Origin of the sequence: Streptomyces sp. NPDC017225 (assembly GCF_044331465.1) — a bacterium.
Taxonomy (GTDB): domain Bacteria; phylum Actinomycetota; class Actinomycetes; order Streptomycetales; family Streptomycetaceae; genus Streptomyces.
In genome coordinates this window covers 86141-110376 of record NZ_JBIRNE010000019.1, presented here as the reverse complement: position 1 = coordinate 110376, position 24236 = coordinate 86141, and the positions used below count along the sequence as shown (strand labels likewise).

Below are 24236 nucleotides of genomic sequence, written 5' to 3'. Positions count from 1 at the left end.
GCGCAGCCACAGCCGCAGCCGGACGGGCGCTCACCCGACCCGCGCCAGCACCTCCCCCGTCCGTCCGCTCCACGCCACCACCACCGCCTCCTCGGGCACCCGCTGCCAGCGGGTCAGCAGCAGCCAGCGGACGTGGTAGCGGCGGACGACGGTGGCGCGCCCGGCGCGGGTCGAGCCGGGCGCGAGGTACGCCTCGACGTCCGCCACCCGCCGCGCGCGCTCCCGCTCGTCCAGCGACGGGTCCGGCCAGGCGGGCGCCGCGAGGTTCGGCCCGTACCCGGCGATGGCGTGCCCGGCGTAGTAACCGTCGGTGATCACGACCTCGCCGGGGCCGATGTGCCGGGCCGCCCACCCGTACGCCGGCCAGCTCGGCGGCTGCTCGAAGCCGACCGGGTCCAGCGCGCGCGGCACCACCGCCCCGGCGTGGACCGTGAGGAACCCCAGCAGGGCCCCCGCGGCCGCCGCCCGGCCCAGTACTGCGCGCCACCGCCCCCACGGCCGGGGCGCCGCCAGCTCCACCGCCAGGGCGAACTGGAGCGGCACGAGCGTGAGCCCGAGGATCCGGCCGTAGGTGTAGTGGCCGCTGAACCAGCCGTACGCCACCACCGCGCACTCCAGCGCGAACATCAGCACCAGCGGGTCCCGCGCCGACCGGCGTCCGCGCAGCCACAGCGCCGGCAGCCCGAGCAGCGCCAGCCAGAACTCCCCGGGCAGGCGCAGGTAGAGGACCCGGTGCATCGCGTCCACGCTGTCGTCGCCGGCCAGCGCGAACACGTCGAAGTACGGCCACGCCGCCGCCGTCGCCACCGCGACGCCGGCCGTCAGCGCCCACCGCCCGGCGATCGCCCCGCGCGGACCGTGCCGCCACCCGTGCTGCCATCCGGCCACCAGCGCGACCGCGCCCAGCGCCGCCGCCACCGCCGTGATCGGGTGGACGAGGAGGATCAGGCCGTACAGGGCGCCCAGGCCCGCGTACCCGGGCAGGCCCCGCTGGCCGCTCGGCCCCACGTACCGCACCCGGCGCGCGTCCCGTGCCCGCGCCCCGGTCAGTGCCCAGGCCCAGAAGGTGAGCCCGATCGCGAACGCCGACGGGTAGCCGAGGTTGCCCGTCATCGACATCAGCCCGAGATAGCCGCTCCACCAGGCCCGCTCGGTGCCCCACAGCAGCGTCATCGCGCCCAGTGCCAGCACCGGAGCCCACGGCCGCGGGGTCAGCACCCGTACGAAGCGGCCCAGCCCGGTCAGCAGCACCAGCAGGTTCACCGGCCCGGCGAGCCGCACCACCTCCCAGCCGCCCAGCCCGGTCAGCCGGGCGGACAGGCCCTGCGTCACCGCGTACGGCGAGTAGTAGGCGCTCCCCGCGCCGGGGAGGTCGGCCATCGGGTGGCGGGGGTGCAGGAGGTCGGCCTTCAGGCGCTCCACGACGGCGGCGTGCTGGCCGGCGTCGCAGCACAGCGGCACCGCCCAGTACGCCAGCGTCATCAGCAGGAAGAAGAGGAATCCGGCGGCCTGGTACGGGGTGGGGCGCCAGGAGCGGCCGCCGCGCAGCGCCGTCGCGCCGCGCACGGACCGCCGGACGAGGACGCCGGCGCTCACGGGACAGGCGAGGAGTGGGACATTCGGGGCATTTGCCGTATGTTCCCGATGGGTCGCCAGACGTCGACGACATGACCTCACGTCACCTCATCGAGTGACGCCCAGGGTGAAGTTCAGCCGGCCGCGCGGGCCCGCTCGGTGTGCCCCTGCGCGGGCAGCGTCACCCGCTCCCGCACCACCGGCTCCAGCAGCAGCGGCACCCCCATCACCGGCAGCAGCCACGCCAGTACGATCAGCCGCCCGCCCCAGATGTTGATGTCCGGATGACCGGCCTGGGTGAGGATCCCGGTGAACGCCGCCGCGACCAGGAAGACGCCGGCCGCGCCCCCGCGCCGCAGCGCGCCCCACGCCCCGGCGGCCAGGGCCGCGACGAACAGCGGCTCCCACGCCTGCCGGCGCAGCCACTCCACCCAGAAGTTGCCCTGCAACTGCCAGAACTCCGCCCACGGCCGCTCCCGGTCGGGCCGGGCGAAGTGGCCGGTGAGCAGATCCTGCAGACTGTCGGCCACGGAGGGGTGGTGCAGCAGCCGCGCCAGGGCCAGCGTCACGACGACGCCGGCCAGGCCGACCGCCGTGAGCGACAGCACCTCCCGGCCCGGCGGCCGGCCCCGCCGGTGCCGTCGCAGGGCGATCAGCGCGCCGGCCGCCGCCAGGCAGAGCCCGAGGAACAGCGCCTGCGAGTGCTTGACCGTGAACAGCGCGAGCAGCGACCCGGCGACCAGCGCGAGCCCCGCCCGCGTACGCCCCGCCCGCACCACCAGCGCACAGCCCCACACCGCCGCCAGGGTCAGCGCCATCAGCAGCCCCTCGGTCATCGGGCGCATGGCGGTCGTCCCGCACGGCAGCAGGTAGTACAGCGCCTGCCCGGTCAGCGCGAGCGGCACCGGCACGGACAGCGTGCGCAGGACCAGGAAGGCGAGGACGCCGCCCGCGGACGCGATGACGACACCCGCCGCCCACAGACCCCACGTCGCCCCGAAGGCCGTGACGAACGGCACCAGGAACACCGGGTAGCCGGGCCGCGCCTCGAAGATCCGCATGAAACGCTCCGGCATGTACGGCACGGTGTGCCCGCCGGTCTGCCCGGCCGCCAGCCGCGGCTCCACCGCCCGCCACTCCCGCTCCCGGCACTCGGACATCACCGGTCCGGTCGGGTCGGGGCGATGGAAACGGACCACGTGCACGCCCTGGTCGCGGCGGGCCGTCGCCGCCTCGCTCGCGCACACGTACTCGATGGTCGACGCCGCCACCTCGTGCTTGCTCCCGCCGCCGAGGCTCAGGGCGTACGACAGGTAGTTCTTGGTGTCGGGCGTGTCCCGACCGGTGACGTTCGCGAGCTGGAGCAGGGCGAACACCGAGGCCAGGACCAGTACCCAGGTACGCGGCCTCACTGCGAGGTCAGCGCGTCGCGGCCGGCCGGGACGGCGCGGGCGCCGGGGACGCCCCGGGGCTCCGGGCCGGGCATCGCCTCCCCCAGCATCAGCGTCCGGACCACCCGCTCGGCGGCCCGGCCGTCGTCGTACTCGCAGAACCGCGCCCGGAACGCGGAGCGCAGCCGCGCCGCCTCCTCGTCCCGCCACGCCCCGGAGGCCAGCAGCCAGGCCAGCTCCCGGTAGGAGCGCGAGACATGACCCGGCGCGTCGGCGGTGATGTCGAAGTAGGCGCCGCGGCTCGCCGCGTACGCGGCCCAGTCGTCGGCGTGGATCACGATCGGCCGGTCCAGGAGGACGTAGTCGAACATCAGGGCGGAGTAGTCGGTGATCAGCAGGTCGGAGGCGAGCATCAGCTCCTCGACGTGCGGTTCGCCGGTCGCGTCGACCAGGACGCCCCGCCGGTGCAGCTCGGACAGGCCCATGCCGCGCGCCGGCCCGGTGGCGAGGGACGGGTGCAGCCGGACCACGAGGGTGTGACCGTCGCCGAGGTCGGCGGCGAGCCGGGCCAGGTCGATCCGCTCCACGTGCCCGCCCCGCCGGTAGTCGCGGCGGGTCGGCGCGTACAGCACGACGGTGTGACCGTCGGGGACACCGAGCCGCTCACGGACCCGGCGGCCGTCCTTCGGGCCGGCGCCCACCAGTACGTCGTTGCGCGGACTGCCGGTGCGCACCGACGTGAAGTGGCACGGGTACGCCCGCTCCCACACCCGCTCCGCGTACCGGCTCGCGACCAGGCTGTAGTCCCAGCGGTCGGCCCGGCGCAGCATCTGCGGCACGTCCAGCCCGTGCCGGGCGCCGGGCCTGCCCAGCAGGTCGGCGCCCATGTACTTGAGCGGGGTGCCCTGGTGGGTGTGGATGTGGACGCTGCCGGGGCGCTTGGCCACGGCACCGGGCCAGTTGACGTTGTTGACGAGGAACGTGGCCCGCTCGGTCACCCGGCGCCAGGCGGCGCTGCCGAGGATCACGTGCTCCGTGTCCGGCGGCAGCGCGGCCGTGTCCGCCGCGTACTCCTCGTCGCGCACCACCCACACCCCGCGCAGGTGCGGGGCGATCTCGCGAGCCTTGCGGTGGATCGCCGCGGGGTCGCCGAGCACGCCCCGGTGGGAGAAGGCCGAGTAGACGGCGAGGCCGGGATCCAGCGGACGGCGCGTGTTCACCGCGGTCCGCACCCGGCCCAGCCGCCCGCCGACCGCACCGTGCGCCTGCCGCGCCCGCCGCTCCAGCTCCCGGCCCGCACGGCCGGACTGTCGCCGCAGCCGGTAGGCCGCGTACCCGAGGGCCCCGCCGTCCAGGACCCGCAGCCCGGCCGGGATCTCGGCGCCCCGCGGCCGGTACGCGCGGAACATCTCGGCGGTGCGCCGGAAGAACTCGGCCTTGTCGCCCGGGGGCAGCCGGTCCGGCTTGGACAGGATGTCCAGGCAGTGCTCACCCATCTTGGCGTGCAGGAACGGCCGCCACCGGGCCAGGTGCGGGCGGGCGTCGAGGAACGCGAAGACCCGCTCGTACTGCGCGTGGACGTCGAAGTGCTTGCGGCTGGTGGTGGACAGGATGTTGCCCTGGCGGCGCTGCCGGTAGTGCAGGCAGACACGGTCCAGCGTGGCGATCCGCCCGGCGGAGAACATGACCGGGAACGTCCAGGGCGTGTCCTCGTAGTAGCCCGGCGGGAAGGTGAAGCCCTCGCGCTCGACGAAGTCGCGCCGGTGGACCTTGTTCCAGACCACCATCAGCAGGTCGAGGATCTCCGGGTGGCCCTCGGCGGTGAAGGTCCCGTCGGCGGTGCCGGCCCCGGCCTCGGCCAGGACGTGGGCCAGGACGTTGCGCCGGGTGCCGCCCCACCAGTAGGTGCGCGCGTAGTCGAAGACCAGGACGTCCGGGTCGGCCGTCTCCGCGAGCCGGTCGGCCACCGCGCGCAGGGCGCCCGGGGTGAGCGTGTCGTCGCTGTCGAGGAAGAGGAGGTAGTCGCCGGTGGCGTGCGGCAGACCGGCGTTGCGGGCCCGGCCGAGGCCCACGTTCTCCTCCAGGTGCAGTACACGCACCCGCTCGTCACGGGCGGCGTACTCGTCGAGGATCGCGCCGCAGCCGTCCGGCGAGCAGTCGTCCACGGCGACGACCTCGATGTCCCGGTAGGACTGGTCCAGGACCGAGTCGAGGCACTCGCGCAGGAAGCCCTGCACCTTGTAGCAGGGGATGATGACGCTGAAGCGGGGCACTGCGGGATCAGCTCCTTACGAAGGTGGCGGCGGCGGGAGCCGGGACGCGCTCCGCGAGCGGGATCACGGGCGGGAGCGCCTCGGGCGGCTCGCCCAGCAGCACCCGGCGTACGACGCGCTCGGCGGCCCGGCCGTCGTCGAACTCGCAGAACCGCTCCCGGAACGCGGCCCGCGCCGCCGCCGAGGCGGGGCCGGCGTAGGAGCCGTCGTGGAAGACCCGGGCCAGTTCGTCGGGCGTCCGCACCACCGGGCCGGGGGGTGCCGTCATCAGGTCGAAGTAGACGCCGCGGGTCTCCCGGTAGACGTCCCAGTCGTCGGCGTACACGACGATCGGCCGGTCCAGGTTGGCGTAGTCGAACATGATCGACGAGTAGTCGGTGACCAGCGCGTCGGCGGCCAGGCACACGTCCTCGGAGGAGCGGTGCGCGGTGACGTCGATGATCCGGCCGGTGCTCCGCGCACCGCCCCGGTCGTAGAAGTAGTGGGCGCGCAGCAGCACCACCACGTCCTCGCCGGCCGCCTCGCAGAACGCCTCCAGGTCCAGGCCGCCGGTGTCGAAACCGGTCGCGTAGTCCCGGTGGGTGGGCGCGTAGAGGACGGCCGTCTTCCCCTGCGGTACGCCCAGTTCGCGCCGGACGCGGGCGACGTCGTCGGCGGTCGCCGTGCAGTAGACGTCGTTGCGCGGATAGCCGTACTCCAGGTTCTCGTAGGAGCCGGGGAAGGCGCGCTCCCACATCTGGGTGGAGTGGCGGTTGGCGGAGAGGTTGTAGTCCCAGCGGTCCACGCGGCCCAGCAGCTTGGCGAAGCTGCCGCTGGCCGCGGCCACCACGGGGTACGTCGACTGGTCGACGCCCATCGTCTTCAGCGGGGTGCCGTGCTGGGTCTGTACGTGCACGCTGCCGGGGCGCTTGACGACGTCCTCGGCGAAGTTGGCGTTGTTGACCAGGTACTTGGCGCGGGCCAGCACGTCCCAGTAGCGGCGGCTGCCGATCACCGCGTGGTCGACGTCCTCGGGGACCGTGTGCGCCTGGTCCGGCTCGACCAGGAACACCGAGCGCAGGTGCGGGGCGAGTTCGCGGGCCCTGGCGTGGATCGCGGCCGGGTTGCAGGCGTAGCCGCGGCCCCAGTAGGCGCAGTACACGACGAGGCCGGGATCCAGCGGGCGGCGCAGCCCGAGACGGTAGCGCAGGCGGGTGCGCAGGCCGTGCGGGCGGGGCAGGCGGCCCAGGACCCCGGCCGCCGCCCGGTTGGCGGCGCGCAGGGCGCGGAAGGCGGCGTACGACCCGGACGCCAGCAGCCGGTGCTGCACCCCGAGCCGGCCGCCCGGGGGCCGGAACCCGGCGGGACGGTGGCGCCGGTACAGGCCGCTCGCCCGGCGGAAGAAGGCGCGGCGCCCCTGGCGCGTCAGGCGCCGGGGATGCGTGGCGGTCTTCAGGACGGCGGCGAAGAGCTGCTCGAACAGCGGGCCGCGCCGCTCCACCGGCAGCCTGCGCACGGCCGCGTCCGCGAGCGCCAGTCCGGCCTGGTCGAGGAGGTCCGCGTGGTGCTCGCCGGGCAGGTTCAGCCGGTTGCCCTGGCGCCGCACCAGATGCCGTACGACCACGGAGCGCAGCACGGCCACGCGTTCGGCGCGCGCCGCGACCAGGGCGCCGAAGCCGACGTCCGTGAAGTGCCCGTCGGGGAAGGCCAGTCGCCGCTCGGTGAGGAAGGTGCGGCGGTAGACCGCGCTCCAGGCGGGCAGCCGCACGCCGGTGAGGTGCGGGGCGCGGTCGGGGGCGAAGGCGCCGTCCGGTGCCTTCGCCAGCAGCGGGGCGGCCGGGTTGGTCGTCTCGCCCTCCCACCAGGGCACGCGCTCGTGCTCGGTGTACAGCACGTCGACGCCGCCGGTGTCCGCCAGCCGCGCGTCCAGCGCCGCCAGCGCGCCCGGGACGAGGACGTCGTCGCCGTCCAGGAACAGCAGGTACGCGCCGGTCGCCGCCCGCATCCCGGTGTTGCGGGCCCCGGCCAGCCCGTCCGACGGCGGCGAGTGCGCGGGCGCCACCCGGGAGTCCCGCTCGGCGCGCTCCCGGACGACCTCCGCCTCGGCGCGGTCCGGGGCGTCGTGGACGGGGATCAGCTCGAAGTCACCGAAGGACTGGGCGAGGACCGAGTCCAGCGCCAGGGACAACCGCCCCGCGACACCGTGGGACGGGACGATGATGCTGAAGCGGGGCATACTGCTCTTTCTCTCGTTCTCCTGGTCGCACGGGAGGCGCGTGTCCGGTGGAAGCCTCCTGTCCGGCGGGCGCCTCCTTGGCAGCCGCACTCGCCGCACTCGCCGCTCCTGCCGCGCCCGCCGCTCCTGCCGTCCGGCGGCCCGGCCGTCCTGTCGGCCGCCAGGTGGGCGGCCGGGTCGGAGTGGGCCGCGACGAACTGCGGGGCATGCGAACTCCCAGTGGGCAAACGGCGGTCAGAGGCTGTCGGTGACGGTGCGCGGCCCGGCGGGTTTCGGTACCGTCGCCAGCGGGGTGCGCGCGAGGGCCGAGGCGGCGGAGGGCACGGGGCACCGTTCGGCGAGCGGCACGACCGGCGGGAGGTCCGTCTCGCCCAGCACCACGCGGCGTACGACGCGCTCGGCGGCGCGGCCGTCGTCGTACGGGCAGAACCGCTCGCGGAAGTCGGCCCTGAGCCGGTCGGAGCGGGCTCCGCGCCAGTGGCCGTCGGCGAAGACGTCGATCAGCTCGTCCTCGTCCCGCGCGATCGCGCCCGGCGGGAGGGCACTCAGGTCGAAGTAGGTGCCGCGGGCCGCCTCGTACGCCTCCGGCTCGTCCGCGTGGATCACGATCGGCCGGTCCAGGCCGGCGTAGTCGAACATCAGCGACGAGTAGTCGGTGACGAGGGCGTCCGAGGCCAGGCACAGTGACTGAACGCTCGGGTGGTCGCTGACGTCGAGGATCCGGCCCCCGGACCCGGCGATCGGACCGCCGCGTCGGGGGTGGGCGCGGGCCAGCACCATGAAGCGGGGGCCGAGGCGGGTGAGGACGCGCTCCAGGTCCAGGGCGGCGCGCTGGGTGCGCCGGTAGTCGCGGTGGGTGGGCGCGTAGAGGATGGCGACCGTGCCCTCGGGGATGCCGAGGCTCTCGCGCAGCCGGGCCACGTCCGCCGGCGTCGCCCGCTGGAGGGCGTCGGTGCGGGGCTGGCCGTACTCCAGGGTGGTGTAGCCGCCGGGGTGGACGCGTTCCCAGGTCAGGGTGGAGTGGCGGTTGGCGGAGACGACGTAGTCCCAGGAGTCGACGTCGCGCAGCAGCCGGGCGAAGTCGGTGCCGCCCGCCGCGGCCGGACGTTCCTGGAGGTCAAGGCCCATGTGCTTGAGGGGGGTCCCGGCCTGCGTCTGGATCAGGACCTGCCCCTTGCGCTTGAGCAGGCCGGCGTCGAAGGCGGTGTTGTGCACCAGGTAGCGGGAGCGGGCCAGCGCCGTCCAGTAGGCGGCCGTGCCGGGGGTGAGGCGGCGCGTGCCGGTCGGGATCGTGTGGTGGTGCGCGGGGTCGGCGGCCCACGCGGTGCGCACGTGCGGCGCGATGTCGCGGAACGCCTCCTCCAGCGCGCCCGGGTCGCCGCCGTGCCCCCGGCCCCCGTCGGCGGCGAAGAGGGCGCGGTCGGCGCGCAGCGGGAGGCGGCGCTGGACGCGGTAGTGCAGGCGGAGGGCGGTGGCCCGCACGGCGCGCGACAGCTTGGCGGCGGCCTTCACCGTCCGGCGGCGCAGGGCGGACGCCAGCCGCAGGGCCTCGTAGGTGCGGCGCAGGCCGAGGCGGAGCAGGGCGTGGCGCAGGCGGACGGGCAGCGGGGCGGGGGCGCCGGGGACCCGGTAGCGGCGGCAGTGGACGCGGGCGCGGCGCAGGAACTCGCCGCGCAGGGAGCGCGGGAGGCGGTCGGGGCGGGTGAACACCGTCGTCAGGTGGTCGGCCATGCGGCGGTAGAGCACCGGCCGCCAGCGGGCCAGCTCCGGGTGCGACTCCAGGAACGCGAACACGCGGTCGTACTGCGCGAACACGTCGAGGTGCCGCTCGCTCGGCGTGCCCAGGATGCTGCCCCGCCGGCGTTGCCGGTAGTGGACGCAGACCCGGTCCAGGGTGGCGATGGAGTCCGCCGTCATCAGGACCGGGTACGTCCAGGGGGTGTCCTCGTAGTAGCCGGGCGGGAAGGTGAAGCCCTCGCGCTCGGCGAACTCCCGCCGCACCGTCTTGTTCCAGGCCACCATCAGGAGCTTCAGCAGCGCCGGCCGGTCGGTGAGCCGGAAGGGCGCCGGGCCCTGTTCGGTGAGGTGCGCGGCGGCCTGGTTGCGGACCGCCTCGCCCGACCAGTGGGTACGCGCGTAGTCGTAGACCAGGACGTCCGGGTCCCCGGTCTCCTTGATCCGGTCCGCGACGGCCAGCAGCGCGCCCGGGGTGAGGGTGTCGTCGCCGTCGAGGAAGACCAGGTAGTCGCCGCTCGCCCGATCCATCCCGGCGTTGCGGGCGGGACCCAGGCCCTGGTTGCGGGGCAGGTGCACGGCCTGTACGCGCGGGTCGCGGACCGCGAACTCGTCGGCGATCGCGCCGCAGGCGTCCGGCGAGCAGTCGTCGACGACGATCAGTTCGAGGTCCGGATACGACTGGGACAGCACCGACTCCAGGCACGCGTGCAGATACGCCTGGACCTGGTACGCGGGGACGATGACACTGAACCGGGGCACGGGGCATCCATGGGTCGGCGGGGCCGGCGGAGTCGGCGCGGGCGTTCGGCCCGGGAACGGCCGGTGGAGTGACTTGGTTACGGCCCCTGCGGCATTCGGGGGACTTCGCGCACCCGGAAAACGCTCGTACGAGGGAGGGGGCGGGCCGGTGTTCGGCCCGCCCCCTCGGTGTCGCTGTCGCGCCTACTTGACGGCGCCCGCCATGACGCCGGACACGAACTGCCGCTGGAACGCGAAGAACACGGCCAGCGGGATCACCATGGAGATGAACGCTCCCGGCGCCAGTACGTCGATGTTGTTGCCGAACTGCCGTACCTGCGTCTGCAGGGCGACCGTGATCGGCTGGCTCCCGGAGTCCGAGAAGATCAGCGCGACCAGCATGTCGTTCCACACCCACAGGAACTGGAAGATGCCCAGGCTCGCGATCGCGGGCCCGCCCAGCGGCATCACCACCCGCACGAACAGCCGCAGTTCACCCGCGCCGTCCAGCCGGGCGGCCTCCAGCAGCTCTCTCGGGATCTCCGCGAAGAAGTTCCGCAGCAGGAACACCGCGAACGGCAGCCCGAAGCCGACGTGGAACAGGATCACGCCGACGACCGAACCGAACAGGCCGACCTTGCCGAAGAGTTCGGCGATCGGGATCAGGGCGACCTGGACCGGCACGACGAGCAGCCCGACCACGGCCAGGAACCACCAGTCCCGGCCCGGGAAGTCCATCCAGGCGAAGGCGTATCCGGCGAGCGATCCGATGACCACGACCAGGACGGTCGCCGGGACCGTGATCATCACGGTGTTGAGGAGGGAGGAGGTGATGTCGCCGTTCCTCAGCAGCTCCTCGTAACTCTGGAAGGTGAGCTGGGACGGCTTGGTGAGGATCTCCCACCAGCCGCTCGCCGCCATGTCCTGCGGCGTGCGCAGCGAGGACAGCAGCAGGCCGATCGTCGGGACCAGCCAGAACAGGCCCACGACGATCAGGAACACCTGGACCAGTCCGCCGCTGACGCCCTCGGCGAGCCGGGAGCCCAGCGACCGCTTCGCCCTGACGGCCGTCCCGGGCGGCGTCGACGCCGTCTTCGTGGGGGAGCCCGCGTCCGTGGTCATCGCCGCACCTCCCGCCCGAGCCGCCCTGCGTTGCCGTACCCACTCGCGGGGCGACCCCCGGACCCCCAGCCGTCACCCGGCGGACGCGATGTCATCGCCTGACCTCCCGCCGCAGCCGCCGTACGTTGAACCACATCACCGGGATGACCAGGAGCAGCAGGAACACCGCGATGGCACTGGCGATGCCCGGCTGGTCGGTGGCGAAGCCCTTGCGGTACAGCTCCAGGGCGAGCACGTTCGCGTCGTCCTGGGAGGAGCCCGGGGCGATGATGAAGACCAGGTCGAATACCTTCAGCACGTTGATCATCAGGGTGACGGCGACGACCGCGAGGACCGGCGCCAGGAGCGGGACCGTGACCCGTCTGAGGACCTGCCACTCGTTGGCGCCGTCGACCCGGGCGGCTTCGAGGAGTTCCCGGGGGACACCCGCCAGCCCGGCCGCGATCAGCACCATCGCGAAGCCCGCCCACATCCACACGTACGACCCGATGATGGCCGGGGTGACGAGGGAGGGTCCGAGCCAGTTCAAGCCGTTGTACGGCTCCTTGAAGTTGTCGGCGGGGAGTCTGAGCTGTGCTCCCTCGGCCGCGGCGGGGAGCGAGAAGGTGCCGTCGCCGGCCGCCGTCGTCTCCGCGACGACCTCGCCGTCCTTCACCGCCTCGATCCTCATCCCGGCGTAGCCCAGCTCGGCGGCGTCGACGCCGTTGAGTTTCCCGACGCCCTTGCCGCGCGTGAAGTCCTGCCAGGTGGTGCCGGTGATCCTCCCGTCCTCGGCCTGTGCGGGTACGGCCTTCCTCGCGCCGTCCGGCATCATGTCGGGGGCGACGCCGACGAGGGGGAGGACCACCGTCCCGCCCGCGCTCACCGGCTCCTTGGTGATGAACGCGCCACCGCCGGCCGGCTCCAGCGGCGACTCACGCCCCGGGTGCGCCTTCGGGAAGGCGGACGACTCGGCGAACGTGTCGTGCACCCCGACCCACACCGCGTTCGCGACGCCCTTGTCCGGGTCCTGGTCGTACACCAGGCGGAAGATGATGCCTGCCGCCAGCATCGAGATCGCCATCGGCATGAAGACGACCAGCTTGAACGCCGTGCCCCAGCGCACCCGTTCGGTCAGCACCGCGAAGATCAGGCCCAGCGCGGTGGCGACCGTGGGTGCGAACACCACCCAGATGATGTTGTTCTTCAGGGCGGTGCGGATGCCGTCGTCGGTGAACAGCGCCTGGTAGTTGTCGAATCCGGCGAAGCCGTCACCGGACTGGTCGTAGAAGCTGCGGATCAGCGAGTACCCGATCGGGTACACCACGAGCGCGCCGAGCAGCACCAGGGCGGGCAGCAGGAACAGCACCACCACGGTCCTGCGGGTGCCGGTCACGCTCCTGCGCGGCCTGGGTGAGGTGGGTGACTTGGGTGACTTGGGGGCGGCCGGGGCCGGTGAGGACCCCGCCGCCGGGGCCGCAGTCATCGCGTCAGCCTCCGTAGGCGGCGGCCGCGTCCGCCTCCAGCTGCCGCTGCGCGCCCTCGACGTCGCCCGGGTTCTTCAGGAAGTCCTGCAGCGCCTTCCACTCGCCCTTGCCGGGCGTGCCGCCGAAGGCCTGCGGGGCCTGGTCCGACATGTCGAAGCGGAAGTCGTCACCGGCCGCCACCAGCGCCTCGGCGATCTTCCTCTGCACGTCGTTCGGGTACGCCGACGTGTCGACGTTCTTGTTCGGCGAGAGGTAGCCGCCGAGCTTCGCGTGGATCTCCGCCGCGTCCGAGGAGGCCAGCCAGGTGGCCAGTGCCTGCGACGCCTTCGAGTCCTCCAGGATCACGGCCGCGTCGCCGCCGGAGACCACCGGCGCGGTGTCGCCGACGGCCGGGAACGGGAAGACCTTCGCGTCCGTGCCGACCTTCGCGTCCGTCTCGGCGATGTTGACCTGCACGAAGTCGCCCTCGTAGACCATGCCCGCCTTGGGCTGGTCGCCGCCGGTGAAGGTCTGCGTCACCGAGGCCGGGAACTCGGTCTGCAGCGCGCCGGTCGCGCCGCCCGCGACGTAGTCCTTCTTGCCCCAGATCTCGGCGAGGGTGGTCAGCGCCTCCTTCACGGACGGGTCGGTCCACTTGATCTCGTGCTTGGCCAGCTGGTCGTACTTCTCCGGGCCCGCCTGCGAGAGGTAGACGTTCTCGAACCAGTCGGTGAGGGTCCAGCCGTCCGCGCCGCCGACGGAGAACGGCGTGACGCCGGAGTCGTAGATCGTCTGGGCGGCGGTGAGCAGCTCGTCCCACGTCTTGGGCTCGGCCGCGCCCGCGTTCTCGAAGACCTGCGCGTTGTACCAGATCAGGGACTTGTTCGCGGCCTTGTAGTAGACGCCGAACTGCTTGCCGGCGACCGTGCCGATGTCCTGCCAGCCCTGCGAGTAGTTCCGGCCCAGCTCGGCGCGGGCCGCGTCGCCCAGCGGCTTGGCCCAGCTCTTCTCGACGGCCTGCTTGATGGCGCCGGGCTGCGGGAGCATCGCCACGTCCGGCGGGGCGCCGCCCGCGATCTTCGAGCCGAGGAAGTTGATGATCGGGTCCTGGGCGGGCACGAAGGTCACCTTGGCGCCGGTGCGCTTCTCGAACTCGGCGAGGACCTTCTTGAAGTTCTCCTGCTCGGCGCCGGTCCAGACGGCGGCGACCTCCAGGCTCTCGCCGTCCAGCCTGGGGAGGTTGACGGTGGTGGCCGTCTCCTTGGCGCCGCTGCCCTGACCGCCCTTGTCGTCACCGCCGTTGTCGTCGTCACCGCCGCACGCCGTGAGCGAGAGCGCGAGAGCTCCCGCGGCGAGGGTGGCGGCGGCCCGGGTGGTCCTCTTGACGGTCCTGTGGGATCGGAAGGTTCTGCTTGTGCGCATCACTGCCCCGTTCTTCGTTCCTCGTCGAACGTCCGGCGCTGTCCCGTGGGCTCTGGTGTACGCCAGGGGGGTGGGAGCGGCAAGAGCGCGTCCGGTGTCCTGAGGAAGATCGTGACCGCGTCGTGACTGTCGCCGGAGGGCCGCCGGGGTTCCGGCAGCCCTCCCGCACCGTCCGCGGGCCGGCGGCTACGGCCGGCGGGAGGATCTGTGGTCCCTCGCGTCGACGGGGGCGAGTCCCGCCGGGCGGGGCGAGTTCGCCTCCTCCCGACCTCGGGCGAACGGCTGACGCGGCGGGTTCACGCGGTCAGGAACGCGCGGGCGTGCGCCGCACCGGCCGCCGGGTCGCCGGCCTTCGCACCCACCACCGCTGCCACCAGTTCCTCCGTGACGTCGGCGTCGGCCGCGATCAGCGCGTCGATCGTCTCGTCGGACGGGGCGGGGCGTGTGGGGTCGAACAGGCCGGTGGCGGGGTCGTACCGGCAGGCGTCGGCAATCCTCTCCCGGGTCCTGGCGAGGGGCAGCGCGGGCAGGCCGATGGCGGAGAAGCCGTCGTCGACGTCACTCGCCACACGCTGCCAGACCGTGCCGTCGAAGCCGTAGACGACGGCCACGTTCTCGTTGGCCCGCACGGCTTCCCGCACCGGGTCCTCCCACCACCAGGGCGCCCCGTCCATCGGGTCGAAGTCCTCGTCGTCGGGGTCGGGTGAGCACGCGTGGTCGTTGCCGGTCAGGACGGCGCGCCCGTCACCGAGGTGGTGCAGGTCGATCCAGTTGCCGCCGCCGTCGTCGTAGTGCCACACGGGCCCCTTCGCGTAGCACCTCTTCCCCCCACCCGTGGCGCGGCCGACGGCCGCCCATGCGGCCCAGCGGCCGCGCATCGACTGCGGAGCGGCCAGATCGACCGTGACGAGCGCCATGCGGGTCCTTGTGTCAGTGCTCTTTGCCGGGAGTTGTCCTGGCGGGCCATCAGGTCACATGTCCGGCAGGCGGGACGATGGCGCGTGAACGCCCGGTCGTTCGCCGGTGTCCCGCCGCGGTGGGCCGGGACGGCACCGGCTAGAGCAGCGACGGCACCTCCGCCGCCGACACCTCCCGTGCCGCCCGCTCCAACGCGCTGGCCAGCAGCGCCAGATCGGTCGGCCCGTTGCCCAGTTCGCGGACGGGGCGCCGGGTGGGCGGGTCGCCCATGCGGTGCCACTCCAGCGGGACCACCGTGGGCCGCAGGGTCGCCGTCCGCGGGATGCGGCCCGTGACCCGGCCGCCCTGGAACACCACGACCCGCCCGTCCGGGCCGGCCAACCGCCCACGCCCCGGCATCGGTTCGTCCGGTCCGGGTGCTGGTGTGTCGAGGGTGACGCGCAGGGTGGCGCGGAGCGCGGGCTCCGTCTGGGCCGTACGGCCGCCGGGCGCGGTGGCGGCCACCAGGTGCACGCCGAGCCGCTCGCCCTCCCGCGCGACGGCCTCCAGCGCCCGCATCACCGACCCCGCCGCGGGCCGCCCGGGGGAGCCGAGCGGGGGAGTGACCAGGGCGTCGAGGTCGTCCACGACCACGACGAGGCGCGGAAGCGGAGGCGCCGCCCCCGCCCGGCGCCGGGCCGCGCCCGGTCGCAGCCGCAGCGTGGAGCTGGGCGGGGATTCGACGTCCCCGGTGTCCGGTATCACCCCTGGGCCGGGGACGGCGGAGCCGCCACCCGTCGGCGTGCGCTGTGCGACCAGCCGGCCCGACACCTCGCGCCCGGTGTGCCACTCGGTGAAGTCCGACCGCCCGAGCAGCTCGGCACGCCGCTTCAGCTCGGCGCTCAGGGACTGCGCGAACTCCCGCATGCGCACCGGGTCGTTGGCGGTGAGGTGGGTGGTGACGTGCGGTACGTCCGTACAGACGCGCAGTCCCTCTCCGTGCCCGCCGCCGTCCGAGCCCACGCTGTCCCGGCCGTCCATCAGGACGATTCCGAGGCGGTCGGGGCGTTCGGCGGAGGCGAGCGAGGCGACGAACGCCCGCAGCAGCTCGGTACGGCCGCTGCCGGGCGGGCCCTCGACCAGCAGGTGGGGTCCTTCCGCGGCGAGGTCGGCCGTGACCGGGCCGCGCGGTCCGGCGCCCAGCACGGCGTGCGCCCGTCCGCCGAGGGCCTCCGTGTCGTCGGCCGCGTCGGCCCACCGGGCCATCAGGGAGGCCGGGGTGGCCCGGGCGAGGCCCAGCTCGTCGAGGAGCCGGGCCGCCTGGGGCAGCGGTGCGGACACGCGCGCGTGGCGGTCGCCGACCGCGCCGTCGGTACGCAGCGGGGCCAGGGCGCGCGCGAACCGCTCCGCCCAGGCGAGGGAGACGGCGTCGACCGTACCGAGGGTGCCGTGCCCGACCGGGCCGGCAGGGCCGGTGGGGGCGGCAGGGCCGGTGGCCGAGCCGGCTGGTGTGGCCGAGCCGGCTGGTGCGGCGGGGCCGGTGGGAGCGGTCGGGCCGGTGGCCGGAGCGCCCTGGGGGGCGCCCGTGCGCGCGACGCGCAGCAGTCGCAGGGCCGTCGCCACGTCACCGCTGAGCAGCGCCACGGCACCGCACTCCCGGAAGACCGGCGACACCGCGCAGGCCGCCTCGTAGGTCTCCGTCACCGGGGACGTCGGGGAGGCGGCGGCCGTCTCGGCGAGGCACAGGACGTGGATACCGGCCCGCGGGCCCTCCAGGGCCAGCCGCGCCACCGCGTCGCGCACGTCGGCACCGCCGGGGTCCCCGTCCACGACGACCACGGTGTACGGCCCGGCGAAGCCGCCGGCCGGATCGGTTCCGCCGCCGGGCCGCGCCCAGGAGGGCCGGCGGGTGCCGGCCGGGGCCGTGGCCGGGTTCTGGGGTGTGTCCCGGGCGGGAGCCGTCGGCTGGGCCGGGATCGTGCCGGCCGGAGCCGGCGGCCGCGCTCCGGTCCGGGTGTCCGTCTGGTGATCCTCCAGGCGGCGGAGGAGTTCGTGGGCACGGGCCGTGGCCTGTTCGCGGTCGTAGGCGAGCAGCAGGCGGCAGTCCTGGCCGTGTCCCGGGCGCAGCTGCGGCAGCCAGCCCACCCAGGACCACTCGGCGGCCCGCTCGGCGAGCGGACGGGAGCGGTCCGCGCTGATCAGGACGATCTCCAGGACGTCGGCGGAGTGCAGTGCGGCGAGCTGGGCCAGGACCGCGCGGGCCAGCCCGGAGAGCCGCGCGCGCGGGCCCGCCAGCCCGAGCGCCCCGACCTCGCGGAGCCCGGCGGTCACCGGAACCGCGGGCAGCGGCGCGTCGCCGGCCCGGGCCACCCGGTCGGCCGTGCCGAGCCGCACGGTGAGCGCCTCCGGGTGGCCCGGGCCGCGCTCCCACAGTCGTGGTCCCGGTCCGAGCGCCGTCAGCAGCAACGAGGCGGGGTCCGGCCAGGTCTCCGGCGCGCGGGCCGTGCCGGCCGGGGCCGTCGGGGCCGGTCCGGCGGGCTCCCGGTCGTAGGCGTGGGCCCCGGCCTCGGGGGCGTCCTGCGTGCCGCCGCGGCCTCCGGCCAGCCTCCGCGCCCACGCGCCGAGCCCGCCGCGCCTGCGCACGCCCGGGGGCACGTCGGTCCCGCGCGGGGGCGTGCCCTTGCGCCGGGTGCCGCCGTCCGGTCCGGGGACATCGGCGAGGCCGGAAGCCTCACCGAAGGGGGCGGTCCCGAGGACGTGTGCGCCCTGGGTGGCCGCACCGTGGGCGTCCGCGCCGGACGGTCCCGCGCCGTGCGCGCCCGCGCCGTACGGGTCTGAGTCATAGGGGTCGGATCCGTAGGCGCCCGTGCCGGATGTGCCTGTTCCGTATGTCCGTGCCCCGTGCCCGCCCGCTCCAGGGGCCGCGCCCGCACCGGTGGCGCCGCCGTGGGTCTCGCCCCCGGCCGGGAACGGTCGGGGGGTGCCCGCCGCGGGGCCGGTGCCGTGGCTCTCGAGCCGCGGTGCGCCGCCCTGCCCGGGTACCTGCGGGGACTCGGGCGACGCCGCGCCGGTGCCGGAGCCCGTGGTGCCGTAGACGTGGTGCGTTCGCCCGGAGGGGCGGTCCCGGTCCGCGGACCCGGCGGCACCGGTGGTCTCGGCACCGGCTCCCCGCAGGGAACCGTCCCATCGCCCTTCCCCGGCCCTGCGCGAGGAGCCGCCCTCCGTCCCGCCCGGCCGCGCGGCGCTGTCCGTCTCTCCGTCCGCGCGGGCGGAACCGTCCCCGCCGCCGTACGGGTGCACGGTGCCGTCCGTGCTGCCGGTCGTGCCGGCGGGACCGCCCGCCTCGCCCCCCACGCGGGCGTGGCGGCCCTCCGCTCCGTCGGCCACGCGCGCGTGTGTCACCCCGGCCCCGGTATCCGCCCCCGGTCCGGCTCCCCGCGACGGGGACCTCTCCGGGCCGGAAAGCCGTACGTGCCCCTCCCCGTCCGGCGTCGTCGCCACGCGCGCGACCGCGTCCTGGGGGACCGGTACGAGACGCAGGGCCGACTCGCCGATCCGCAGCAGCGCCCCCGGCGCGAAGCGGACCGGGCGGTTGCCCACGCGGGTGCCGTCCAGGACGGTGCCGTTGGTGGAGCCGAGGTCGGCGACCGAGACGCGGCCGTCGGGGGCGACGGTCACGGCGCAGTGCGTCCGGGAGACGTCCGGGTCGTCGAGCGCGATGTCGGCGTCGGCGGAGCGGCCGAGCTGGATCTGGCCGCCGTGCAGCAGATGGACGCCGCCCGCGTCGGGGCCGGCGACCACGTGGAGCTGGGCGGGGACGTCGGCCGGTTCGGAGTGCGGGTCGGGCTCGCCCGGAGCGCCCAGGCAGAGCACCGCGCCGTCGGTCAGCGGGGGCTCGCCCAGGGTGCTGCGCTGGGCGTCGAGCCGCTGCGCCCCGGCGTAGAGCACCACCTGGCCACCGGAGCCAGGACTCTCACCACCGGGCAGCGCCGCGGCCAGCGCGGAGGCGATCGCGGCCAGGGCCGTGCCGGGCGGTGCGGTGACCAGCACGTCGCAGCTCGCGGCGTGGCCCCCCACCGAAGCATGCGGGCCCAGCGGGTCTACGACGGTCAGCCGGATCTGCATCGCCGTCAGCGGTCCCTTCGCGCGGGCGCCCGCGCGCCGGGGACAGAAGCCGTCTACCACGGTCCCCCACCGCGGACTTCCCCCACCGCCACACGAGCACGTCGGCCAGTACTGCACGCATCCTCGCACCTGCCACTGACAATGTGCCCGCCGCCCGCCATCAAATGATCTTGATTGGTCGGCTCTGCCCGCAAAAATGCCTGACGGGTGTCGCGTCGGTGATCGAATGACGTCCGCTTGAGATCGGTCACGTCCGGGCCCGGCAACCAAGGGACCGGGTCGAGCGTCTTTCCCTCGAACACGCGCCGGAAGCGGAACGTAAGGCGCACCGGTGGACCAATGGGAAGCACAGGGCGAGGACAGCCCGGTGCCGGGAGCGCGGCACTACAGTGGGTCGGAACAGCCAGCAAGCAACAGGGAGCGCATGACGTGCGGCCGGTAGGCAGCAAGTACCTCCTCGAGGAGCCCCTCGGTCGCGGCGCCACGGGCACCGTCTGGCGCGCCAGCCAGCGGGAGACCGCGGGCGCCGAGGCGGCCGTGGCCGGACAGCCCGGCGAGACCGTCGCGATCAAGGTCCTCAAGGAGGAGCTCGCGAGCGATCCCGACATCGTGATGCGCTTCCTGCGGGAGCGCTCCGTCCTGCTCCGGCTGACCCACCCCAACATCGTCCGAGTCCGCGACCTGGTCGTCGAGGGCGAGCTGCTGGCCCTCGTCATGGATCTCATCGACGGCCCGGACCTGCACCGCTACCTGCGCGAAAACGGGCCGCTCACCCCGGTTGCCGCCGCCCTGCTCACCGCGCAGGTCGCCGACGCGCTCGCCGCCAGCCACGCCGACGGCGTCGTCCACCGCGACCTGAAGCCGGCCAACGTCCTGCTGAAGCAGACCGGCGGCGAGATGCACCCGATGCTCACCGACTTCGGCATCGCCCGTCTCGCGGACTCACCCGGCCTCACCCGCACCCACGAGTTCGTCGGCACGCCCGCGTACGTCGCGCCGGAGTCCGCCGAGGGCCGCCCGCAGACCTCCGCCGTCGACGTCTACGGCGCCGGCATCCTGCTGTACGAGCTGGTCACCGGCCGGCCCCCGTTCGGCGGGGGCTCCGCCCTGGAGGTGCTGCACCAGCACCTGAGCGCCGAACCGCGCCGCCCCTCCACCGTCCCCGACCCGCTGTGGACGGTCATCGAGCGCTGCCTGCGCAAGAACCCCGACGACCGCCCCAGCGCCGAGAACCTCGCGCGCGGCCTGCGGGTCGTCGCCGAGGGCATCGGCGTGCACGCGAACAGCGCGCAGATCGGCGCGGCCGAGAGCGTCGGGGCACTCCTCGCCCCCGACCCGGCGCCCGCGCAGGTCCCGGGCGCCCCCGGGGCCGCCGACCCGACGCAGGTCCTGCCGCAGAACCCGCCCGGCGCCCACGACCCGAACGGCGCGACCAGCGTGCTGCCGCACACCGGCAGCACCGCGGGCGCCGCCGACCCCACCGCCGTACTCCCGAACCGCGGCGCGGCCGACCCGACCGCCGTCATGCCGCCGGTGCCGCCGGGACAGCCGGGCGGCCCGGGACAGGGGCAGGGGCAGGGCGGACAGTCCGGGGGCCCCGAGGACCCGCATCCCTGGCAGAACCAGCTGCGCGCCGCCCGTGACCGCAACGAGCAGACGCAGGTCCAGTACATCGATCCGAACGAGGACCCGCTGCGCCGCCGCCCCCAGCGGCAGGTGGCCCGCCCGCAGCAGCCGCCCCGGCAGGCTCCGCAGGGCCCGCCGCCCCAGCAGCCCGGCTACGGCTATCCGCAGCAGCAGCAGCAACAACAACAACAGCCGCAGCGGTACGCGACCCCGCAGCCGCAACAGCCCCAGCGGCCCCAGCCACAGCGCTACGCCCCGCCGCCCACGCCCGAGCCGCAGCCGCCCCGGCGCGAGCCCCGGCCGCCGAGGCAGCGCAGCGCCAACCCCATGCGCATCCCCGGTCTGGGCTGCCTCAAGGGATGCCTGGTCACGATCGTCGTCCTGTTCGTGGCCGGCTGGCTGATCTGGGAGCTGAGCCCGCTGCAGGAGTGGATCGGCACGGGCCAGGGTTACTGGGCACAGCTCAGTGACTGGTTCACCACCGCGACCGACTGGATCGGGGACCTGGGCGGCGACAGCGGCTCGGGCGACGGCGGGACGTCCACCGGCAACTGAGTCCGGAGATTTGTCGACACCCAGCGGGTGATTTCGGCCTCCGCTGTGAAGGTTGGCTCCTCGGACGCGTACTTTTAAGCGCAACACGCGTCGGTAGGAGCAGTCTTGGCACGGAAGATCGGCAGCCGGTACACCGCCCACCAGATCCTCGGGCGGGGCAGCGCCGGCACGGTGTGGCTGGGCGAGGGTCCCGAGGGACCCGTCGCGATCAAGCTGCTGCGCGAGGACCTGGCGTCCGACCAGGAACTCGTCTCACGCTTCGTGCAGGAGCGCACCGCCCTGCTCGGCCTGGAGCACCCGCACGTCGTCTCCGTGCGCGACCTGGTGGTCGACGGCAACGACCTCGCGCTGGTCATGGACCTGATCCGCGGTACCGATCTGCGCACCCGCCTCGACCGGGAGCGGCGCCTGGCGCCCGAGGCCGCGGTGGCCGTCGTCGCCGACGTCGCCGACGGCCTGGCCGCCGCGCACGCCGCCGGGGTCGTGCACCGCGACGTCAAGCCGGAGAACGTGCTGCTCGACATGCGGGGCCCGCTCGGCCCCGGCGGCTCGCACCCGGCCCTGCTGACGGACTTCGGGGTGGCCAAGCTCATCGACACCCCGCGGCGCACCCGCGCCACGAAGATCATCGGCACGCCGGACTACCTGGCCCCGGAGATCGTCGAGGGCCTGCCGCCGCGCGCGGCGGTGGACATCTACGCGCTGGCCACGGTTCTGTACGAGCTGCTCGCCGGCTTCACGCCGTTCGGCGGCGGCCACCCCGGCGCGGTGCTGCGCCGCCATGTGACCGAGTCGGTCGTCCCCCTCCCCGGTATCCCGGACGAGCTGTGGCAGCTGCTCGTGCAGTGCCTCGCCAAGGCGCCGGCCTCCCGGCTGCGCGCCTCGGAGCTGGGCGCCCGGCTGCGCGAGCTGCTGCCGATGCTGGCCGGGATGGGGCCGCTGGACGTGGACGAGCCCGGCGTGGAGCAGGAGGAGGACACGCCCGAGGAGCCCCCGGCGTCCCCCGCGCCCGCCGGTGAGCCGGTACGGCGCCGGGGAGCGGTGCCGCTGGTGCCGGGGCCGAAGCCGGCCGACTCCAACCGCGACACGCACACCTCCATGCGCGTACCGGCCCCCGACGAGCTGGCCGGCGGCGCCCGCGGCACCGCCCGGGCCCCTCGCGCGTCCGGCGCCCCGCGTCCCGGATCGGCCCGCAACCGGGCCGCCGCGCGGCGCCGCCGGCTGGCCGTGGGGGCGGGCGCGGTGGCTCTGGTGGCGGCGATCGGCGTCGGTACGTGGCTGGCCACGAGCGACGACGAGGGCGGCGCGGGGCCCCAGGACACGCGGAACTCGGCACCGGCCTCCCCGTGAGGCCGGGCGCGCCGCCCCACCGCCGTCCGGTGACGACCCGGCGAAGGCCGGTTGGCGGAGCCGTTACGCTGGATGCGTGGCAGTCGTCGATGTATCCGAAGAGCTGAAGTCCCTCTCCTCGACCATGGAGTCGATCGAGGCCGTCCTGGACCTCGACAGGCTGAGGGCAGACATCGCCGTGCTCGAGGAGCAGGCGGCAGCGCCCTCCCTGTGGGACGACCCGGAGGCGGCGCAGAAGATCACCAGCAAGCTCTCGCACCTCCAGGCCGAGGTCAGGAAGGCCGAGACCCTGCGCGGCCGGATCGACGATCTCGGGGTGCTCTTCGAGATGGCCGAGGAGGAGGACGACCCGGACACCCGCGCCGAGGCCGAGTCCGAGCTCACGGCCGTCAAGAAGGCGCTGGACGAGATGGAGGTCCGCACGCTGCTCTCGGGTGAGTACGACGCCCGTGAGGCGCTCGTGAACATCCGCGCCGAGGCCGGTGGCGTGGACGCCGCCGACTTCGCCGAGAAGCTCCAGCGCATGTACCTGCGCTGGGCCGAGCAGCGCGGCTACAAGACCGAGATCTACGAGACGTCGTACGCGGAGGAGGCCGGCATCAAGTCGACCACCTTCGCCGTGCAGTCGCCGTACGCCTACGGCACCCTCTCCGTCGAGCAGGGCACGCACCGGCTGGTGCGCATCTCGCCCTTCGACAACCAGGGGCGCCGGCAGACCTCCTTCGCGGGCGTCGAGATCCTGCCCGTGGTGGAGCAGACCGACCACATCGAGATCGACGAGTCCGAGCTGCGGGTGGACGTGTACCGCTCCTCCGGCCCCGGCGGCCAGGGCGTGAACACCACCGACTCCGCGGTGCGGCTCACCCACCTCCCCACCGGCATCGTGGTCTCCTGCCAGAACGAGCGCTCCCAGATCCAGAACAAGGCCACCGCGATGAACGTCCTCCAGGCCAAGCTGCTGGAGCGGCGCCGCCAGGAGGAGCAGGCCAAGATGAACGCCCTCAAGGGCGACGGCGGCAACTCCTGGGGCAACCAGATGCGTTCGTATGTGCTGCACCCGTACCAGATGGTCAAGGACCTGCGTACGGAGCACGAAGTGGGCAACCCCGAGGCCGTTTTCAATGGCGAGATCGACGGTTTCCTGGAGGCCGGCATTCGCTGGCGCAAGCAGCAGGAGAAGTAACGCGAGGCGCTGACGCCGCTTTGTCGACAAGGCAACTGCCGCCCTTCCGGCGGCGGTTGTCTTTTGTCCGGCCCCCTCTCCGCCGGTGATGTCTGGGTTTTACATCACACTCACACCCATTGTGTCCGGCATACGTCCCGTACCTGGACATCGCGTACGCAATGGCCTTGACGTTGCTTTGAACATTCGTAAGGGTGAGGCGCGGCATGCGTATTTCTGGGGCGCATGTGAACCGGGGGGCATCAGTAGAGCTACCTCCGTCGATCACGGCCCCGAGCGCGGCCTCTCTGACGATTAGCTACTGGGGGTAGCACACACATGATGAAGAAGACGCGGATCCGCGTCGCACGCATTGCAGCCGGCGCCGTGGTCGCCGCGGGTGCGTCGCTGATGGTGACGGGCGTCGCGCAGGCCGACGACGAGAATCCCATCTGTGACATCGTCGTCACTCCGGAATGCGAGGAGCCGGGCGGCGGTAACACCGAGGAGCCCGGTGGCGGTAACACCGAGGAGCCGGGCGGCGGTAACACCGAGGAGCCCGGTGGCGGTAACACCGAGGAGCCGGGCGGTGGCAACACCGAG

General features: G+C 74.2%; 13 protein-coding genes and 1 pseudogene. 4 read left to right on the top strand and 10 right to left on the bottom strand.

Features of this window, described 5'->3' with window-relative positions; translation table 11 throughout:
* Nucleotides 1-30 precede the first annotated feature (30 nt).
* The 10 genes from ACH4NX_RS31170 to ACH4NX_RS31125 form a co-directional block, all read right to left on the bottom strand.
* On the bottom strand, nt 31-1596 hold the full coding sequence (locus ACH4NX_RS31170) for a hypothetical protein (RefSeq protein ID WP_398129529.1): 1566 nt from the start codon (nt 1594-1596) through the stop codon (nt 31-33).
* A 113-nt stretch (nt 1597-1709) separates the two neighbouring features.
* Nucleotides 1710-2987, bottom strand: a complete 1278-nt coding sequence (locus tag ACH4NX_RS31165) for a hypothetical protein (protein WP_351399888.1) — start codon at nt 2985-2987, stop codon at nt 1710-1712.
* Nucleotides 2984-5239, bottom strand: a complete 2256-nt coding sequence (locus ACH4NX_RS31160; RefSeq protein ID WP_398129530.1) for a CDP-glycerol glycerophosphotransferase family protein — start codon at nt 5237-5239, stop codon at nt 2984-2986. Before ACH4NX_RS31160 ends, ACH4NX_RS31165 begins: the two co-directional genes overlap by 4 nt.
* Before the next feature lie 7 nt (nt 5240-5246).
* Complete coding sequence (locus ACH4NX_RS31155) at nt 5247-7454, bottom strand: CDP-glycerol glycerophosphotransferase family protein (RefSeq protein WP_398129531.1); 2208 nt, start codon at nt 7452-7454, stop codon at nt 5247-5249.
* 234 nt (nt 7455-7688) lie between these two features.
* Complete coding sequence (locus ACH4NX_RS31150) at nt 7689-9950, bottom strand: CDP-glycerol glycerophosphotransferase family protein (RefSeq protein ID WP_398129532.1); 2262 nt, start codon at nt 9948-9950, stop codon at nt 7689-7691.
* A 183-nt stretch (nt 9951-10133) separates the two neighbouring features.
* Nucleotides 10134-11051 (bottom strand): carbohydrate ABC transporter permease, encoded by a 918-nt coding sequence (locus ACH4NX_RS31145; protein ID WP_351399895.1) that lies wholly within the window; start codon nt 11049-11051, stop codon nt 10134-10136.
* Between the two features lie 91 nt (nt 11052-11142).
* The gene (locus tag ACH4NX_RS31140) at nt 11143-12516 is read right to left on the bottom strand and encodes a carbohydrate ABC transporter permease (RefSeq protein WP_398129533.1); all 1374 of its coding nucleotides are present in this window, start codon (nt 12514-12516) and stop codon (nt 11143-11145) included.
* Nucleotides 12517-12520: 4 nt separating this feature from the next.
* On the bottom strand, nt 12521-13918 hold the full coding sequence (locus ACH4NX_RS31135) for an ABC transporter substrate-binding protein (RefSeq protein ID WP_398129534.1): 1398 nt from the start codon (nt 13916-13918) through the stop codon (nt 12521-12523).
* Nucleotides 13919-14214: 296 nt separating this feature from the next.
* Nucleotides 14215-14835: a proteophosphoglycan 5 gene (locus tag ACH4NX_RS31130; protein WP_398129535.1), complete on the bottom strand. Its 621-nt coding sequence runs from the start codon at nt 14833-14835 to the stop codon at nt 14215-14217.
* 139 nt (nt 14836-14974) lie between these two features.
* Entirely contained in the window at nt 14975-18940 is a 3966-nt protein-coding gene (locus tag ACH4NX_RS31125) for an FHA domain-containing protein (RefSeq protein ID WP_398129573.1), read from the bottom strand.
* Nucleotides 18941-19369: 429 nt separating this feature from the next.
* Here ACH4NX_RS31125 and ACH4NX_RS31120 point away from each other — a divergent pair, with 429 nt between their 5' ends.
* The 4 genes and pseudogenes from ACH4NX_RS31120 to ACH4NX_RS31105 all read left to right on the top strand — a co-directional run.
* The gene (locus ACH4NX_RS31120) at nt 19370-21121 is read left to right on the top strand and encodes a serine/threonine-protein kinase (protein ID WP_398129536.1); all 1752 of its coding nucleotides are present in this window, start codon (nt 19370-19372) and stop codon (nt 21119-21121) included.
* A 105-nt stretch (nt 21122-21226) separates the two neighbouring features.
* Entirely contained in the window at nt 21227-22471 is a 1245-nt protein-coding gene (locus ACH4NX_RS31115; RefSeq protein ID WP_398129537.1) for a serine/threonine-protein kinase, read from the top strand.
* Between the two features lie 76 nt (nt 22472-22547).
* A complete protein-coding gene (prfB, locus tag ACH4NX_RS31110; RefSeq protein WP_351399907.1) occupies nt 22548-23654 on the top strand; it encodes a peptide chain release factor 2 in 1107 nt (368 codons plus the stop codon).
* Between the two features lie 318 nt (nt 23655-23972).
* A pseudogene (locus tag ACH4NX_RS31105) lies at nt 23973-24236 on the top strand (hypothetical protein); the annotation flags it as partial.

Bases quoted from the DNA above. Each gene is read 5' to 3' on its own strand.
- ACH4NX_RS31155 (WP_398129531.1), bottom strand. From the start codon at position 7,454: ATGCCCCGCTTCAGCATCATCGTCCCGTCCCACGGTGTCGCGGGGCGG.
- ACH4NX_RS31145 (WP_351399895.1), bottom strand. From the start codon at position 11,051: ATGACCACGGACGCGGGCTCCCCCACGAAGACGGCGTCGACGCCGCCC.
- ACH4NX_RS31140 (WP_398129533.1), bottom strand. From the start codon at position 12,516: ATGACTGCGGCCCCGGCGGCGGGGTCCTCACCGGCCCCGGCCGCCCCC.
- ACH4NX_RS31135 (WP_398129534.1), bottom strand. From the start codon at position 13,918: ATGCGCACAAGCAGAACCTTCCGATCCCACAGGACCGTCAAGAGGACC.
- ACH4NX_RS31130 (WP_398129535.1), bottom strand. From the start codon at position 14,835: ATGGCGCTCGTCACGGTCGATCTGGCCGCTCCGCAGTCGATGCGCGGC.
- ACH4NX_RS31125 (WP_398129573.1), bottom strand. From the start codon at position 18,940: ATGCAGATCCGGCTGACCGTCGTAGACCCGCTGGGCCCGCATGCTTCG.